This is a genomic window from Sphingobium sp. FW305-3-2-15-F-TSA7, assembly GCF_058787155.1.
This window is the reverse complement of record NZ_JBYSZM010000034.1, coordinates 47,878-61,851: the sequence shown is the minus strand read 5'-3', so window position 1 is coordinate 61,851 and position 13,974 is coordinate 47,878. Positions and strand designations below refer to the sequence as shown.

The 13,974-nt window shown below is 67.5% G+C and carries 11 protein-coding genes; 7 read left to right on the top strand and 4 right to left on the bottom strand.

Annotation, left to right across the window (positions count from 1 at the left end):
• Window positions 1-104 precede the first annotated feature (104 nt).
• From AC3WN8_RS23400 to pdxR, 3 genes are all read right to left on the bottom strand, one after another.
• Entirely contained in the window at window positions 105-1,778 is a 1,674-nt protein-coding gene (locus AC3WN8_RS23400) for an amidohydrolase (RefSeq protein WP_492671900.1), read from the bottom strand.
• 17 nt (window positions 1,779-1,795) lie between these two features.
• Window positions 1,796-2,290 carry a hypothetical protein gene (locus AC3WN8_RS23395; protein ID WP_492671899.1) on the bottom strand — a complete coding sequence of 165 codons (495 nt, stop codon included), beginning with the start codon at window positions 2,288-2,290 and terminating at the stop codon, window positions 1,796-1,798.
• A 181-nt stretch (window positions 2,291-2,471) separates the two neighbouring features.
• The gene (gene pdxR / locus AC3WN8_RS23390) at window positions 2,472-3,938 is read right to left on the bottom strand and encodes a MocR-like pyridoxine biosynthesis transcription factor PdxR (RefSeq protein ID WP_492671898.1); all 1,467 of its coding nucleotides are present in this window, start codon (window positions 3,936-3,938) and stop codon (window positions 2,472-2,474) included.
• Window positions 3,939-4,148: 210 nt separating this feature from the next.
• Here pdxR and AC3WN8_RS23385 point away from each other — a divergent pair, with 210 nt between their 5' ends.
• The 5 genes from AC3WN8_RS23385 (at window position 4,149) to AC3WN8_RS23365 (ending at window position 11,150) form a co-directional block, all read left to right on the top strand.
• Entirely contained in the window at window positions 4,149-4,751 is a 603-nt protein-coding gene (locus AC3WN8_RS23385) for an FMN-binding negative transcriptional regulator (RefSeq protein WP_492671897.1), read from the top strand.
• Window positions 4,751-6,205, top strand: coding sequence for an amidohydrolase family protein (locus AC3WN8_RS23380; protein WP_492671896.1), 1,455 nt, complete (start codon window positions 4,751-4,753; stop codon window positions 6,203-6,205). The genes AC3WN8_RS23385 and AC3WN8_RS23380 overlap by 1 nt, the downstream gene beginning before the upstream one ends.
• Window positions 6,202-7,449, top strand: coding sequence for an amidohydrolase family protein (locus AC3WN8_RS23375; RefSeq protein WP_492671895.1), 1,248 nt, complete (start codon window positions 6,202-6,204; stop codon window positions 7,447-7,449). Before AC3WN8_RS23380 ends, AC3WN8_RS23375 begins: the two co-directional genes overlap by 4 nt.
• A complete protein-coding gene (locus AC3WN8_RS23370; protein WP_492671894.1) occupies window positions 7,446-10,673 on the top strand; it encodes an amidohydrolase family protein in 3,228 nt (1,075 codons plus the stop codon). The genes AC3WN8_RS23375 and AC3WN8_RS23370 overlap by 4 nt, the downstream gene beginning before the upstream one ends.
• A gap of 105 nt (window positions 10,674-10,778) precedes the next feature.
• Entirely contained in the window at window positions 10,779-11,150 is a 372-nt protein-coding gene (locus tag AC3WN8_RS23365; protein WP_492671893.1) for a tRNA-binding protein, read from the top strand.
• Here AC3WN8_RS23365 and AC3WN8_RS23360 read toward each other — a convergent pair.
• On the bottom strand, window positions 11,147-11,896 hold the full coding sequence (locus AC3WN8_RS23360) for a phytanoyl-CoA dioxygenase family protein (RefSeq protein ID WP_492671892.1): 750 nt from the start codon (window positions 11,894-11,896) through the stop codon (window positions 11,147-11,149). The genes AC3WN8_RS23365 and AC3WN8_RS23360 overlap by 4 nt on opposite strands.
• Window positions 11,897-12,142: 246 nt before the next feature.
• On the opposite strand from AC3WN8_RS23360, the gene AC3WN8_RS23355 reads away from it, so the two are divergent.
• Both AC3WN8_RS23355 and AC3WN8_RS23350 read left to right on the top strand, forming a co-directional pair.
• Window positions 12,143-12,706 carry a helix-turn-helix domain-containing protein gene (locus AC3WN8_RS23355; protein ID WP_492671891.1) on the top strand — a complete coding sequence of 188 codons (564 nt, stop codon included), beginning with the start codon at window positions 12,143-12,145 and terminating at the stop codon, window positions 12,704-12,706.
• Between the two features lie 49 nt (window positions 12,707-12,755).
• A complete protein-coding gene (locus tag AC3WN8_RS23350; RefSeq protein WP_492671890.1) occupies window positions 12,756-13,934 on the top strand; it encodes an MFS transporter in 1,179 nt (392 codons plus the stop codon).
• Window positions 13,935-13,974: the final 40 nt, after the last annotated feature.

Sequence of the window (13,974 nt, the reverse complement as noted above, 5' to 3'; positions counted from 1 at the left end):
TCCGGCCGATCGGGCTTTACTCCCGTATCGTCGGGTTTATTCCCGGTGGTTCGGACCTGAAAACATCCAGTTTCGGAAAGATTGTGGGGGCCAAGGGCCTGGGATCAGCCTTGGCCGAAGCGCTGGACCCCGCCGACCACGGTCCGCAGCACGCGTGCATCGCCGATCGTTTCGGGATCGATCGCGAAAAGGTCGCGGTCGAATACGACGAAGTCGGCGAGGAATCCGGGCGCGATGACGCCCTGGCGATCGTCGCTATAGCCGGCAAAGGCACCGCCGCGCGTGTAGCCGGCCAGCGCCTGTACCAGCGAGATGCGCTGTTCGGGGTGCCAGCCCCCGGGATTCTTGCCGTCGATCGTCTCGCGCAGCACGGCGGCCTCGATGCCCGTCAGCGGATCGAGCGGCGCCACCGGCCAGTCCGAACCCAGGCAGATGCGGGCGCCCGCCGCGATCAGCGAGTGGAAGGCATAGGTCCCTTTCAGCCGTTCCTCGCCGATCCGCTTCACCGCCCAGCGACCGTCGTCGATCGCATGATAGGGCTGCACCGAGGCGATGACCTGCTGTTTCGCGAAACGCGCATAGGCTTTCGCCGTCAGATGCTGGGCATGCTCGATCCGGAAGCGCCGGTCGCGCCTGCCGTTGGCGCGTGCGACCTCGGCCATGACGTCGAGCACATGATCATTGGCCTCGTCGCCGATCGCGTGCGCGGTGATCTGCAGTCCCGTCTTGTCGGCTGCCAGCATCCAGCGGCGGAGATCGGCGGGATCGGTCACGGTGATGCCGCGCGTCGTCGGATCGTCGAGATAGGGCTGGTAGAACAGCGCGGTGCGCGAACCGAGCGATCCGTCATAAACCACTTTCGCACCGCCCCAGCGTACCCAATCGTCGCCATGCCCTGCGTCGCGGACCAAGGCGGCCGTCCGTTCCCAATCCCTGAGCGGGGTGAAGGAATAGAAGCGCATGTCGGTCTCGCCATGCATACGCAGGCGTTGCAGCGCCTCATGCGTGCGCCAGTCGGGCTCGGTCGTGTGGACCTGGGTCACGCCCTTGCTCAGCCCCAGCGCGATGCCCCGGCGCATCGCGGCTTCGACCTGCGCATCGCCCGGCGCCGGAATGGCGCGGGTGACGAGGTCGCGTGCGGCATCCTTGACGACGCCTGTCGGCTCGCCCTTCGCGTCGCGCACGATCACGCCGCCGGGCACGTCGGGCGTGTTGCGGTCGATTCCGGCGAGCTTGAGCGCCACCGAGTTGAGCAGCAGCATGTGCAGGTCGTAACGGATCACCGCGACCGGGGTGTTCGGCGTGACCGCGTCGATCCATTGGCGCGTCGGCATCTCGCCGCCCCAGCGATCTGCGTCCCAGTTTCCGCCCTCCAGCCACTGGCCAGGCGGCAGCGCCGCGGCGGCCGCGCCGATCCGGCGCACAAACTCGGCCGGCGAATCCGCGTCGCGCAGCGAGGGCTGGGCGAGCATGAAGGATGCGCGCAGGAAATGGGTGTGCGCGTCGATGATGCCGGGCATCACGAACGCGCCCTCGAGATCGACGGTGCGCGTCCGCTTCGTCGTCAGCGCGGCGACGCGGGCGCCGCCCAATGCGGCGATCCGGTCGCCGGCGACGCCGATCGCGTCGGTGCGCTCGGCAGGGCCGCGGCCGGTCCAGATCCGGCCGTTGACATAGGCGATGTCGAGCGCGTCGGTGGCGGCGTGCGCGGCCCCCGGCAGCAGCAATGCCGTACCGGCGCCCGTTGCTCCGCCGAGAAAGAGTCTGCGATCGATCATGATGCGCCCTTGCTGTTTCAGCGTTCGCCCGCCTTGGGGTTTTCCGCGCGCCATTTGTCGAGCCGCGCGAGCCATTGTCCGGCGCTCAACGGACCATAGGCCTTGCTGTCGGTATGCGAGGCCACCGTCTCGCGCAGCTTGATGAAATAGGCCGGCCCGCTTTCCATGCCCAGTTCCTTGCGCTTGGCGGCCATCGCGGCAAGCTGCGCCGGGGTGGGCTTCACCGCGCGGACGGGTTTGAACAGCAGCACGTCCCAGTCGGCGCCGGTTTCGTGGACGAAGATCTGGATCGGCGGCTGGCCACCGACCTTCGCCACTTCGTCGGCGCGTGCGATGCGGCGCATGAATTCCTCATGCTTGCCCGGCGCCAGCTTGAACACTTCGAACCAGGCCTCGGGCCATTCCTCGTCGGCAGCCGCAACCGGGGCGGGCGGCGTTGTCTGGGCGGTCGCGGCCGTGCAGAGCATCGCACTCGATGCCAGGAGTGAGAGCGTTGCGGCGATCGGTTTCATATGCATCCCCCTGAATGGATCGCGCGTGCGTTCCGCCGCGCCAGTCTGGACTAGAGTCCATTGTTTGCCGTGATTTCCGAGCCGGCAGGTGATTCCACCTGCCTCGAAATCACTCTAGTCGACGGCACTGGATGCACGGAACATCCAGTTTCGGCCAAATGACCGGTCCAATCCCGGCGGTTCAGTCCGTCGCCCGTCTGAGCGCGCCGATCGCATCATGCGCCTCGCGTTCGGTCAGGCTGGCAAAGCCGATCCGCAGGCCGCGCACGGCGCCGTCGCGCGCGACGAAGGATCGCGACGACGCGAAGCGCAGGCCCATGGCAGGCGCGCGTTCCTCGACGCGATCGAGATCGGCGGACCGCCGGAAGCGCAGCCAGAAGGCCAGGCCGCCATCGGGCATATCATAGTCGATGAGATCGCCGAGCACCGAGTCCAGCGTCGCGGCGAAGGCGGTCCGGCGCTGGGCGTAGACCTGGCGGACCTTGCGCGCGTGACGGCGCAGTTCGCCATTCTCGATCAGTTCGGCGGCGGCATCCTCGGTAAGCGTGTTGCCCATGCCGTCGGTGAGCGAGATCATGTGCGCTATGGCATCGATCACGTCGCGCGGTGCCGCGATATAGCCGATCCTGAGCGCGGGCAGCAGCAGCTTTGACAGCGATCCGACATAGATGACCCTGCCCGGTGCGTAACCGGCCATGGGCAGCAGCGGCTGCGACTCGAAATGGAATTCATGATCGTAATCATCCTCGATGATCGCGAAGCCGAATTGCCGCGCGAGTTCGAGCAGGCGCAGCCGGCGTTCGGGCCGCAGCGCCACCGTCGTCGGAAACTGATGGTGAGGCGTGACGAAGACCGCGCGGACGGCATGGTGGCGGCAGGCCTGCTCGACATCGTCGATGTTGATGCCGTCCTCGTCGAGCCGGACGGGCAGGATCTTCGCCCCGCACGCCCGGAATGCGGCGACCGCGGGTTCATAGGTCAGTTCCTCGACGATCACGGCGTCGCCGGGCTCGATCAGGATCTGCGTGGCCAGGAAGATGCCGTTCTGGCTGCCGCGCGTGATGCAGACATTGTCGGCGGTGACGGGAAGGCCGCGCTGGCTCTTGAGCATCTGCGCGATGCTTTCCCGCAGTGCCGGCGATCCGCGCGGATCGCGATATTGCAGCCGGTTCTCGCGCGATGCCCGGTGCACGGCCGAACGATAGGCGCGGGTCAGCAACTCGGCGGGAAAAAGCCGCCCGTCGGGCGTGCCTTCGTCGAGCTTCACGCCGGTGCCGGCGGGCAGGGCGAGCGGGCGTTCGGGTGGTTCGGCGAAGCGATATTCGGCATGGGCGCCCTGTTCGGGAAAGGGCGCATTGTCGTCGGCCTTTTTGGCGGGTTCGGGCAGCGAGAGCGATACCATCGTGCCGCGCGTGCCCGCGGAGGACAGCCAGCCCTGGGCGATCAGATCCTCATAAGCGAGCACCACGGTCTTGCGGTTGACGCCGAGTGCATCGGCCAGCTCGCGGCTGCTGGGCAGGAAAATGCCCGATGTCAGCCGGCCGCGTTCGATGTCGCGGATCAGTGCCTGGATGATCTGCATATAGACCGGCAGCTTGCGCGCCGGATCGATGCGCTCGCTCAGGCTGACTTTCCACGGACGCAGCATTGGACCATCCACCCCGGGCTATTTTTTGTCTTGAGAGGGCCAGAATATGCGGTGTGTGGGCCATCCGCAACCGCGGCGATTGGACCATCGAATATTTAACTCTTGGCGCTTGTGAGGGAGCCAGCCCCCGGCAAGAATGCGACGTAAACAAGGGGGCCTGATGATCGATCGCAGATGCCGTGCCGTGCCGGATATGCCGGGCGACACGCCGTGAACGGGCTTTTCGAGCGCTTCGGCGTCGACGACGTTCGCGCGCTGATCGCCGAATATCCGCTGGCCTGGGTCTGCGCGCGCGATGCTGCCGTCGATCATGCCAGCCTGTTGCCGCTTGTCGGTGAATATGCCGCCGACGGCACACTCACGCATCTTGTCGGCCATCTGGCGCGGGCCAATCCGCTTTGCGCCGCCCTGCACGCCGATCCGGCCGCCTTGATCCTGCTTCACGGGCCGCAGGCCTATATCTCCCCCACCTATGCCGGCACGCGCAACTGGGCGCCGACCTGGACCTATGCGCAGCTCCGGATCGAAGCCGAGATCGCTTTCGAGCCCGACATGACCGACGAGGCGCTGGACATACTCATCACCGCGATGGAATCGGGGCGCGACGCGCCATGGGCCGCGACGGAACTGGGCGATCGTTACGTCCCGATGCGGCGGGCGATCATCGGTTTCCGGGCGCGAGTGACAAAATTGCGCGGGACGTTCAAACTCGGTCAGGACGAACGGCCCGAAACGCTGCGATCGATCCTGGCCAGCTTGCCCGACCCGGCGATGGTCCGGTGGATGCGGCGATTCAATCCGGAGCAGGGGTGATGGCCAGGACAGGATCGATCATGCGGATCGTCGCATCGGTGCTGCCGATGACGGCTCTGGTCGCGGCGAGCCCGCCACCAGCGGTGCCGACGGCGTCGGCGCCATGGCGCGAAGATCCGGTGGCAAGCACTTATGCACCGCCGGCGCGCAGTGACCTGTTGATCCGCCATGCCACGATCCTCGACGGGGCCGGGCGCCGGATCGAGAATGGCGACATCATATTGCACGACGGCCGGATCACCGCGATCGGCACCGACCTGCCCAATCCCGGCAATGTCCGCGAGATCGAAGCGCGCGGCCGCTGGGTCACGCCGGGCGTGATCGACGTGCACAGCCATGACGGCACTTATGTCCTGCCGCTGACGACGATCGACAAGGACTCGTCCGACGTTGCCGAACTGAGCGACATGAATGTCGCCGACACCTGGATCGAGAGCGCGATCAACACGCAGGACACGGCGTTTTCGCGCGCGCTCCAGAATGGCGTCACCGCGATCCAGGTCCTGCCCGGATCGAGCCCGATCTTTGGCGGCCATTCGGTCGTGCTCAAGCCGGTCCGCGCCACGAATGTCGCGGCGATGAAATTCCCCGGCGCACCGCAGGGCATGAAGATGACGTGCGGCGAGAATCCGAAGGGGCAGGGGGCGGAGTCGCGGCGCGGTCCGACCAGCCGGCAGGGCGTCGTCACTTATATCAGAAGGGCGTTCGCCGACGCGCAGGACTATCTGCGTGAGCTGGATGGTCATGGCGCCCGCCCGCCCGGACAGGCCGGGCGCGGCGGAAAACCGGACGCACGAGGGCCGGGTGGCGGCCGTCCGCCGAAACGCGACATGAAGCGTGAGGCGCTGGCAGGCGTGCTGAGCGGCGACGTGAAGCTCCACGTCCATTGCTACCGTTCCGACGACATGGCGATGGTGATGAATATCGCGAACGAGTTCGGCTTTCGCATCGCCGCCTTCCACCATGCCAGCGAAGCGTACAAGATTCCGGAACTGCTGCGCGCGCATGGTGCCTGTGCGGCGGTGTTCGGCGATTGGTGGGGCTTCAAGATGGAAGTGCAGGACGCGGTACGCGCCAATGCGCCGCTGCTCGACCGGGCGGGCGTGTGCACGATGATGCATTCGGACTCGCCCGCATCGGGCCAGCGTCTCAACATCGAAGCGGCCAAGGCCGCGTCGGCGGGGCGCCGCGTCGGCATCGAGACGCCGCCCGAACGCATGATCGCATGGATCACCAGCCAGCCGGCCCGGCTGCTCGGGCTCGGCGACCGGATCGGCACGCTGGCGCCAGGCTACAACGCTGATGTCGTGCTGTGGTCGGGCAATCCGTTCAGCATCTACAGCAAGGCCGATCTGGTGCTGCTCGATGGCGGGATCGCCTATGATCGGTCGGCACCCGCCGGCGAACCGGCCTCCGATTTCGAACTGGGTCGCCGCGCCGGAGTGAAGCCGTGAGGCGCGTGGGCCTCGCCGCACTCTGCGCGGTCGCGCTGCCGCTGCCGGCGGCCGCCCAATCGGTGGCGATCGTTCATGCCAGGGCGTGGACGATGCAGTCGGACGAGCCCGTCGCCGATGCGACCATTCTCGTCACCGACGGCAAGATCGTCTCGGTGCGCGGCGCCGGGCCGGTGCCTGCCGGGGTGCCGGTGATCGACGCTGCCGGGCGGCCGGTGACGCCGGGTTTCGTCAATGCCGCCACCCAGCTTGGCCTGACCGAAGTCTCCGCCGCACAGGACACGCGCGATGTCGCGTCCAATGACGGCACGGCGGGCGCGTCTTTCGACATACGCTATGCGCTCAACGGCAATTCCGGCCTGGTCGAGCTGGCGCGCGCCGACGGGCTGACGCGGGCGCTCAGCTATCCGTCGCCGTCTGAGGTCCTGCCATTTTCGGGCGAGGCGGCGATGATCCGGCTGCGCGAGGGATCGGATATCCTCGATCGCGCGAAAGCCGCGATGTTCGTCGTCATCGGCGGCGGCACCTCGCCGCTCGGGTCGCGTGCCGCGCAATGGCAAAGGCTGCGTGACGCGCTGGACGAAGCCAGGTCGAACGGCGCGACGGCCAGTGGCGACGAAAAACCGTTGCTCAGCCGGCGTGACGCCGTGGCGGTGCGTGCCATGCTGACGGGCCTGCAGCCGCTCGGCATCGTCACGCACCGCGAATCCGACATCCGCGAAGCGATCCGCCTGGCCGCCGATTATCGCATCAAGGTGGTGATCGTCGGTGGTGCCGAGGCATGGCGCGCGGCGGATGCGCTGGCGGCGGCGCATATCCCGGTTGTGATCGATCCCCAGGCGAACATGCCTTCGACCTTCGATCAGCTCGGTGCGCGGCGCGACAATGCCGCGATCCTGGCGCGCGCGGGCGTCACCATCGCTTTCGGCCTGACCGGCGGACCCATCAACTTCACCTATAATGCCGGTGTTGCGCTGCGCGAGGGCGCCGGGCTCGCGGTGGCCGACGGCCTGCCCTATGCAACCGCGCTCAAGGCGGCAACGGTCAATCCGGTCGCGATCTGGGGCGGGCGCGGCGCGGGAATGCTGGCGCCGGGCAGCGATGCCGATCTGGTGATCTGGGACGGCGATCCGCTCGAACCCGCGACCCAGGCGGTGACGATCCTGATCGAAGGGCGCCGGGTGTCGACGCGGACGCGCCAGGACGCGCTGGCGGAGCGTTATCGCGGCGTGGCGGTGCCGTGACGCGGCGGCTGTCCCTGCTGGCGGCCGCCCTGCTGGCTGCGGGGACGGCGCAGGCGCGTGACGGCGGAGGCGAGACCGCGACACTGCCGCTTGCCCCCGCGCGTCATATCGATTTCGAGACCACGCGCGGCACATGGATGTCGCTCGACGTCTCGTCCGACGGACGCAGCATCGCCTTCGACTTGCTCGGCGACCTCTATGTGATGCCCGCCAGCGGCGGGCGTGCCACCGCCATCGCCAGCGGCATGGCGTTCGAGACGCAGCCCGGTTTTTCGCCCGACGGCCGCTGGCTGACCTATGTCAGCGATCGTTCGGGCGGCGAAGCGGTGTGGATCGCGCGCGCCGACGGTTCGCAGGCGCGCCGGATCGGCGGCCATGACGACGATACCGTGCTGACCTCTCCGGCGTGGAGCGCTGATGGCAAGGCGATCCTGGTCAGCCGGTTCCGGCCCGATCTCAACAATTACGAACTCTGGCGCTACGCGCTCGACGGCACCGGCGAACTGCTCGTTCCGGTCAAGCCATCGCCCGACGCCCCGCGCGAGAGCTGGCGCAGCACGCTCGGCGTATCGGTCTCGCGCGATGGCAAATGGCTCTATTATGCCCGCGCGACCGGCGGGATGAACTTCGATGTCGCGCCGGCCTGGACGATCATGCGCCGCGATCTGGCGACCGGCGCCGAAACCGCGATCGTCACCAGTTCAGGTGCGCGCGGTACCGACCGCGAGACCTTCTTCCGGCCAGTGATCTCGCCCGATGGGCGACGGCTCGCTTATGGCACGCGCCGGGCCGGAAAGACGGTGCTGCGTGTGCGCGATCTCGTCGACGGCACCGACCGGGCGATCGGGGAGGCACCGCTCGATCAGGCACAGGCATCGTCCTGGCAGGATCTGCTGCCGCATTACGCCTTCACGCCTGATGGTACCGCGCTGCTGCTCAGCCGCAATGGCGAGATCGAACGTCGGCCGCTCGATGGCGGGGAAACCACCAGGGTCGCGTTTCGCGCACCCGTGCGTCTGGCGGTGGGGCCGACCACGCGCGTGCGCCTCCATGAAGGCGACGGGCCCGTGCGCGCGCGACTGGCACAGGCGCCGGTCGCCGCACCCGACGGCAGCCGCATCGCCTTTTCGGCGCTGGGGTCACTCTACGTCCAGCCGGTGCGCGGCGGACCGGCCCTCAAGTTCGCAACGGGTGCCGATCCGGCATTCCAGCCGGGCTGGAGCCCCGATGGCGATCGGATCGCCTTCGTCACATGGAGCGAGCGGGCCGGCGGGGCGATCTGGACGATCGCGGCCGATGGCTCGGGCGCGCCGGTGCGCGTCAGCGACATACCGGCCTATTACAGCTATCCCGTCTTCACCCCCGATGGCCGCGCGATCGTCGCCATGCGATCGGCAATGGCCGCGCGCCAGCAGAGCAATTTCGAATATGGCCGGCTGCGGGAGGGGGAATTGGTGTTGTTTCCCGTCTCGGGCGGCCCGGCACGCGTGCTTGCACACGGGCGCCTTGGCGGGCGGCCGCATTTTTCGGCGAAGCCGGGCGTCGTCCATATCCAGGCCGGCGACGGGCTGAACGCGATCGACCTCGCGACGGGCGCGCGCGAACGGATCGTCCAGGTGAAGGGGGCGGGCTGGTATTTCAGCGAAGGCAGCGCCCCGGTCGACGATCTGCGGATCAGCCCCGACGGCAAGTGGCTGCTCGCCCAGGTGGCGCAACAGCTCCATCTTGTCGCGATGCCGGCCGATGGCGCGAAGGAGGTCGATCTGCTCGACACTGCGCTGCCGCATCGCCAGCTCACCGATATCGGCGCTGATTATTTCGAATGGTCGTGCGATGGCGCGATCGACTGGTCGGTGGGCGCGCATTTCACGCGGCTGCCGATGGCCGGCGCGATCACCGGCACGGCGCGGCCGATCACCGGCGTCGATCTGGTCGCCCAGCTGCCGCGCGACCGGCCAGCGGGCAGCATCATGCTGCGCGGTGGACGCGCGATGACGATGGCGCATGGCGACCGCGTGATCGACGACGCCGATATCCTGATCACCAATGGCCGCATCGCCGCGATCGGCGTGCGCGGTACGATCGCGATCCCGGCGGGTGCCACGATCCGCGAACTGGGCGGAAAGACGGTGCTGCCCGGCTTCATCGACGTCCATGATCATATTGGCAATGTCCGGCGCGATGTGCTGAGCCTTGAGGAATGGGGGCTGCGTGCGCGGCTGGCCTATGGCGTCACCACTGCCTTTGACCCCTCGACATTGAGCATCGATCAACTCGCCTATCAGGATCTGCTCGATACCGGGCTGATGGTCGGGCCGCGGCTGCGCTCGACCGGCCAGGCGATTTTCTCGATGAACCGTTTCCAGTCGCTCGATCAGGTGCGCGCGGTGCTGCATCGCTATCGCGACGCCTATGGCCTCGGCAACATCAAGATCTACCGCAGCGGCAACCGGCGCGTGCGCCAGTGGCTGGCGATCGCCGCGCGCGAGCTTGGCCTGCTGCCGACTGCCGAGGGCGCGCTGTCGATGAAGCTCGATCTGTCGCAGATCATCGACGGCATTGCCGGCAACGAACATGCGCTGGCCGCACCGCCGCTGCAAAGCGATGTGGTCAGGCTGCTGACCGAGATGCGGACCAGCTATACGACGACGCTGGCGATCACCAATAGCGGCACATCGGCGACCGACTGGTTCATCGCCGATCGCAATCCCTGGACCGATGCGAAGCTCCGCCGCTTCTGGACGCCCTTCGCGATCGAGCAGAAATTGACGAGCAAGCCCTGGCAGCCACTCGAAACCTATCGCTTTCCGGCGATCGCGGCCGATGTCGCGACCATTGCCGCGGCGGGCGGGCTGATCGGCATGGGCGCGCATGGCGAAATACCCGGGCTGGGTTTCCACTGGGAAATCGAGGCGCATGTCATGGGGGGCATGAAGCCGATGGCCGCGCTCCATGCCGCGACCGCGGGCTCGGCCGAGACGATCGGCCGGCTCAACGATCTGGGCACGCTCGAACCCGGCAAGCTTGCCGACCTGATCGTCCTCGATCGCGATCCGCGCGCGGATATCCGCAACACGCTGTCGATCTCGGGCGTGATGCGCGACGGTCGGCTCTATGCCGCCGACACGCTCGACGAGATCTGGCCATTGGCAAGGCCTTTGCCCGCACCCTGGTTCGCGTCCGACCCGCAAGAGACCTGGCTGCCCGCCGAAGCGGCACGATAGGCGCGCCGGCTCCGGCCGGATCGACGCTTGTCGAATCCCTGCCTATCGGGTTTATCGCACCGATGCGGATGGCCCCCGAAGATCGCCATGCCGCCCGGAGTATCTATGCATCTTTCCCACGATTCCTCGGCCCCGGCCGCCGATCCGATCGGTTTCGACCAGTTCCTCGCGGTCGATATCCGCGTCGGCACCATCGTCGAGGCCGAGCCCTATCCCGAAGCGCGCAAGCCGTCGATCAAGCTGGTCATCGATTTCGGCCCGGCGATCGGCCGCAAGAAATCCTCCGCGCAGATCACGCGCCATTATACGCCCGAGATGCTGATCGGCCGTCAGGTCGCGGCGGTCGTCAATTTCCCGCCGCGCCAGATCGGCAAGTTCATGTCCGAAGTGCTGACTTTGGGCTTTCCCGATGCCGATGGTGAGGTTGTGCTGGCGGTGCCGGGGCTTGCGGTGCCCGATGGTGGGCGGCTTTTCTAGAGCGGTTTCGAGCCCGCTGCGATCGCGCGTTCGACCGGAGAATCGCCCGAAGGATCGAGCGGCCCGTTCGGCAGCAGCGGTGGCTGCGCCAGGAAGCGCGGACGCGTGCCGCGATGCGGCTGCGCGGAATGGACGAGGAAGGGGTGGCAAAGATAGACGGTGCCGGCCTCTCCGGTCGCGAGCGTCTCCGCGCATGACGCGGTCTCGGCAAAGCCGTTGGCGGCCAGTTCCCTCAACGTCAGTCCCGCATCGCCCGCCGGGGCGAGCATGCGCGCGATCGGACGGTGCGATCCAACCCTGATCCGTGTCGGCGCATCGTTTTCGCACACGTCCGAGAACAGGAACAGCATCAGCAACGCCCGTCCGCGTGACGCGATATTGGCGCGCCATTCCATGAAGTCGGGATTTTCGTAGCCGAAGCTTGCATCGATATGCCAGCCGGCATCGCCCGGATCGTCGGGTGATGGAAAGCGGATCGGGAAAGTCCCCATCGCCCGCAACGGCAGCCACCGTCCAGCTCCGACCAGCCGGTCATAGGCAGTTTGGAGGACAGGCGTGTTCGCCGCCTCGACGAAGGGCGGCTGATGATACATGCCGAGCCGGATGACGGGGCGTGTCCATGTTTCGGGATCGTCCGGATCGCAGCCGGTGTCGCGCCACAGCATCGATCGCGCCTCGTCCGCCAGCGCGCGGGGAAAAGCGCCGTCGATCCGAACGAACCCGTCGCGGATAAAATCGATGATCATGGAATCTTCGCGCATCATCGCGATCTAATCATCCAATTCGACTGACTCAAACCCGTTCGTCCCGAGCGAAGTCGAGGGACGCTGAGACCCGCACCACGTCCCTCGACTTCTCCGCAGAGCGGAGAAGTTCATCCTGAGCGCCTGCCTTGGCAGGCAGTCGAAGGGCTCGGGACGAACGGTTGAGGGTACTCCGTTTCACCCCCGCAAGTCTCGCGCTACACAATCGCCATGGGTCAGCGAGTCTCCATGCCCGGCGCGATGCTGCTGCCACAGGCGCCGCTTGGCCGTGCGCTCAGGCGCTGGCGGGTGCTCCACCGCGTCAAGCAATCGGACGTCGCCGAACGCTTCGGCGTGGCGCAGTCGACGGTGTCGCGCTGGGAATCGGGGCTGCAGGCGATGGAGCCCGCCGAGCGCGCCAGGGTGGAGGCACTGCTCGCGGCGCGGCTCGATGCCGGGGCCGATCGCGTGCTGGCGGGGCTGGTGGGCGAAAGCCCGCGTGCCCTGCATCTGATCTGCGATCTCAGCCATCGGCTGCTTGCCTTGTCCCCGGCGCGGGCGCGGGGTTTCGGTTGCGCGCCCGACGCGATGATCGGCCAGTCGCTCTGGCCCTTCATCACCGAGGAGCTGGCGGCAATGGAGGCAAGGCTGCCTGCCCTGGGTTGGCGCGAAAAACCTGCGGTTGCGCCGGTCGAGATGGCGACGGGATCGAACGGGTCGGATGTCGTGCCCGTTCGCCCGAGCCGCTGTCGCTGGACACGCTTCATCCTGTCCGATGGTACCGCCGCGCGGCTGGTAGAGACTCTCGACTGACGCATAATTTATGCGTTGCTGCGCGTACTGCCATGGCTAGACCGGGCGAATGAGCACGATTTCCAGCCGCCATGCCGGCGCCTTCCTGTTGATCGTCAGCGGCACGGTCATCGGTATCGCCGGGACCGACCTGATCCTGCCCGCGGTGCCCGGCCTGCCGGCGATCCTGGGCGGGGATTTACCGCGCGCCCAGTTGGTGCTCGCCAGTTTCACCGCGGGCGCCGCGGCCGGGTTGCTGCTCTTCGGCGAACTCGGCGCCCGGTTCGACCAGCGCCGGCTGCTGGCGGCTTCGTTGCTGACCTATGGGCTGGTCTCGTTGCTGTGCGGGTTCAGCCCGTCGCTCGACATGCTGATCGCGCTGCGCTTCGTACAGGGCGCGGCCGGGGCGGCGGCGGCGGTCTTCGCGCCCGGATTGTTGCGTCTGCTTTATGGCGATGCCCGCGCGGTCGGCGCGCTCGGGCTGCTCGGCAGCATCGAATCGCTCGTGCCCGCGCTTGCGCCGCTGGTCGGGCTGTGGCTGCTCGGCCTGTGGGGCTGGCGCGCGAGCTTCGATGTGCTCGCAGCACTGGGCGTCATCCTCGCGGCGATCACCATGCTGCGCCATCGCCATCTGCCGAGGCCCGCGGCGAGCCGGAATGGTGGGGGCTATCTGCGCCTGATCGGCGATCCGGTGTTCATGCGTTATGCGTTGAGCCATGCCTGCACGCTGGGTGCGTTGCTCGTCTTCGTGTTCGGCGCGCCTACCGTCTTCACCATGGCAATGGGCGGCAGCATCGGCGATTTCATCGCGATGCAGATCAGCGGCATCGCCTGCTTCGTCGTCGCATCCAACCTGGCCGGCACGCTGGCCCGCCGTTTCGGCGCGGAGCAGATGATCCTGACCGGCAATGCGATCTCGGCGGCGGGCGGCGTCGCGATGCTGGGCTATGCGCTGGCGGGTGGTGTGAACACGGTGAGCGTGACCGCGATCTTCCTACTGTTCAATGTCGGGTTGGGACTGCGCGGACCGCCCGGCTTCCATCGCGCCGTGGTCGCGGCGAGGGGGGACGATGCGCGCGGCGCGGCACTGGTGATCGTCGCGATCCTGCTGATCACCTCGCTGGGCACCGCCTGTGTCGCGCCGTTCATCGAGCGGGGGCTGGTGCCGCTGTCGGCCGGCGCCGCGCTGATCGCGGTTGCGGGCGTCCTCCTGCTCGCGGTGCTGCCCGCGTTACGCGAGGATCGCTGAGGCGCACCGTCTCGGATCCTTCGCCAAATCGTCACCATGT

What these genes read in the sequence shown, in the direction of transcription:
- AC3WN8_RS23400 (WP_492671900.1), bottom strand. Translation starts at nt 1,778, where the DNA reads ATGATCGATCGCAGACTCTTTCTCGGCGGAGCAACGGGCGCCGGTACG.
- AC3WN8_RS23395 (WP_492671899.1), bottom strand. Translation starts at nt 2,290, where the DNA reads ATGAAACCGATCGCCGCAACGCTCTCACTCCTGGCATCGAGTGCGATG.
- pdxR (WP_492671898.1), bottom strand. Translation starts at nt 3,938, where the DNA reads ATGCTGCGTCCGTGGAAAGTCAGCCTGAGCGAGCGCATCGATCCGGCG.
- AC3WN8_RS23380 (WP_492671896.1), top strand. Translation starts at nt 4,751, where the DNA reads ATGGCCAGGACAGGATCGATCATGCGGATCGTCGCATCGGTGCTGCCG.
- AC3WN8_RS23365 (WP_492671893.1), top strand. Translation starts at nt 10,779, where the DNA reads ATGCATCTTTCCCACGATTCCTCGGCCCCGGCCGCCGATCCGATCGGT.
- AC3WN8_RS23360 (WP_492671892.1), bottom strand. Translation starts at nt 11,896, where the DNA reads ATGATCATCGATTTTATCCGCGACGGGTTCGTTCGGATCGACGGCGCT.
- AC3WN8_RS23355 (WP_492671891.1), top strand. Translation starts at nt 12,143, where the DNA reads ATGCCCGGCGCGATGCTGCTGCCACAGGCGCCGCTTGGCCGTGCGCTC.
- AC3WN8_RS23350 (WP_492671890.1), top strand. Translation starts at nt 12,756, where the DNA reads ATGAGCACGATTTCCAGCCGCCATGCCGGCGCCTTCCTGTTGATCGTC.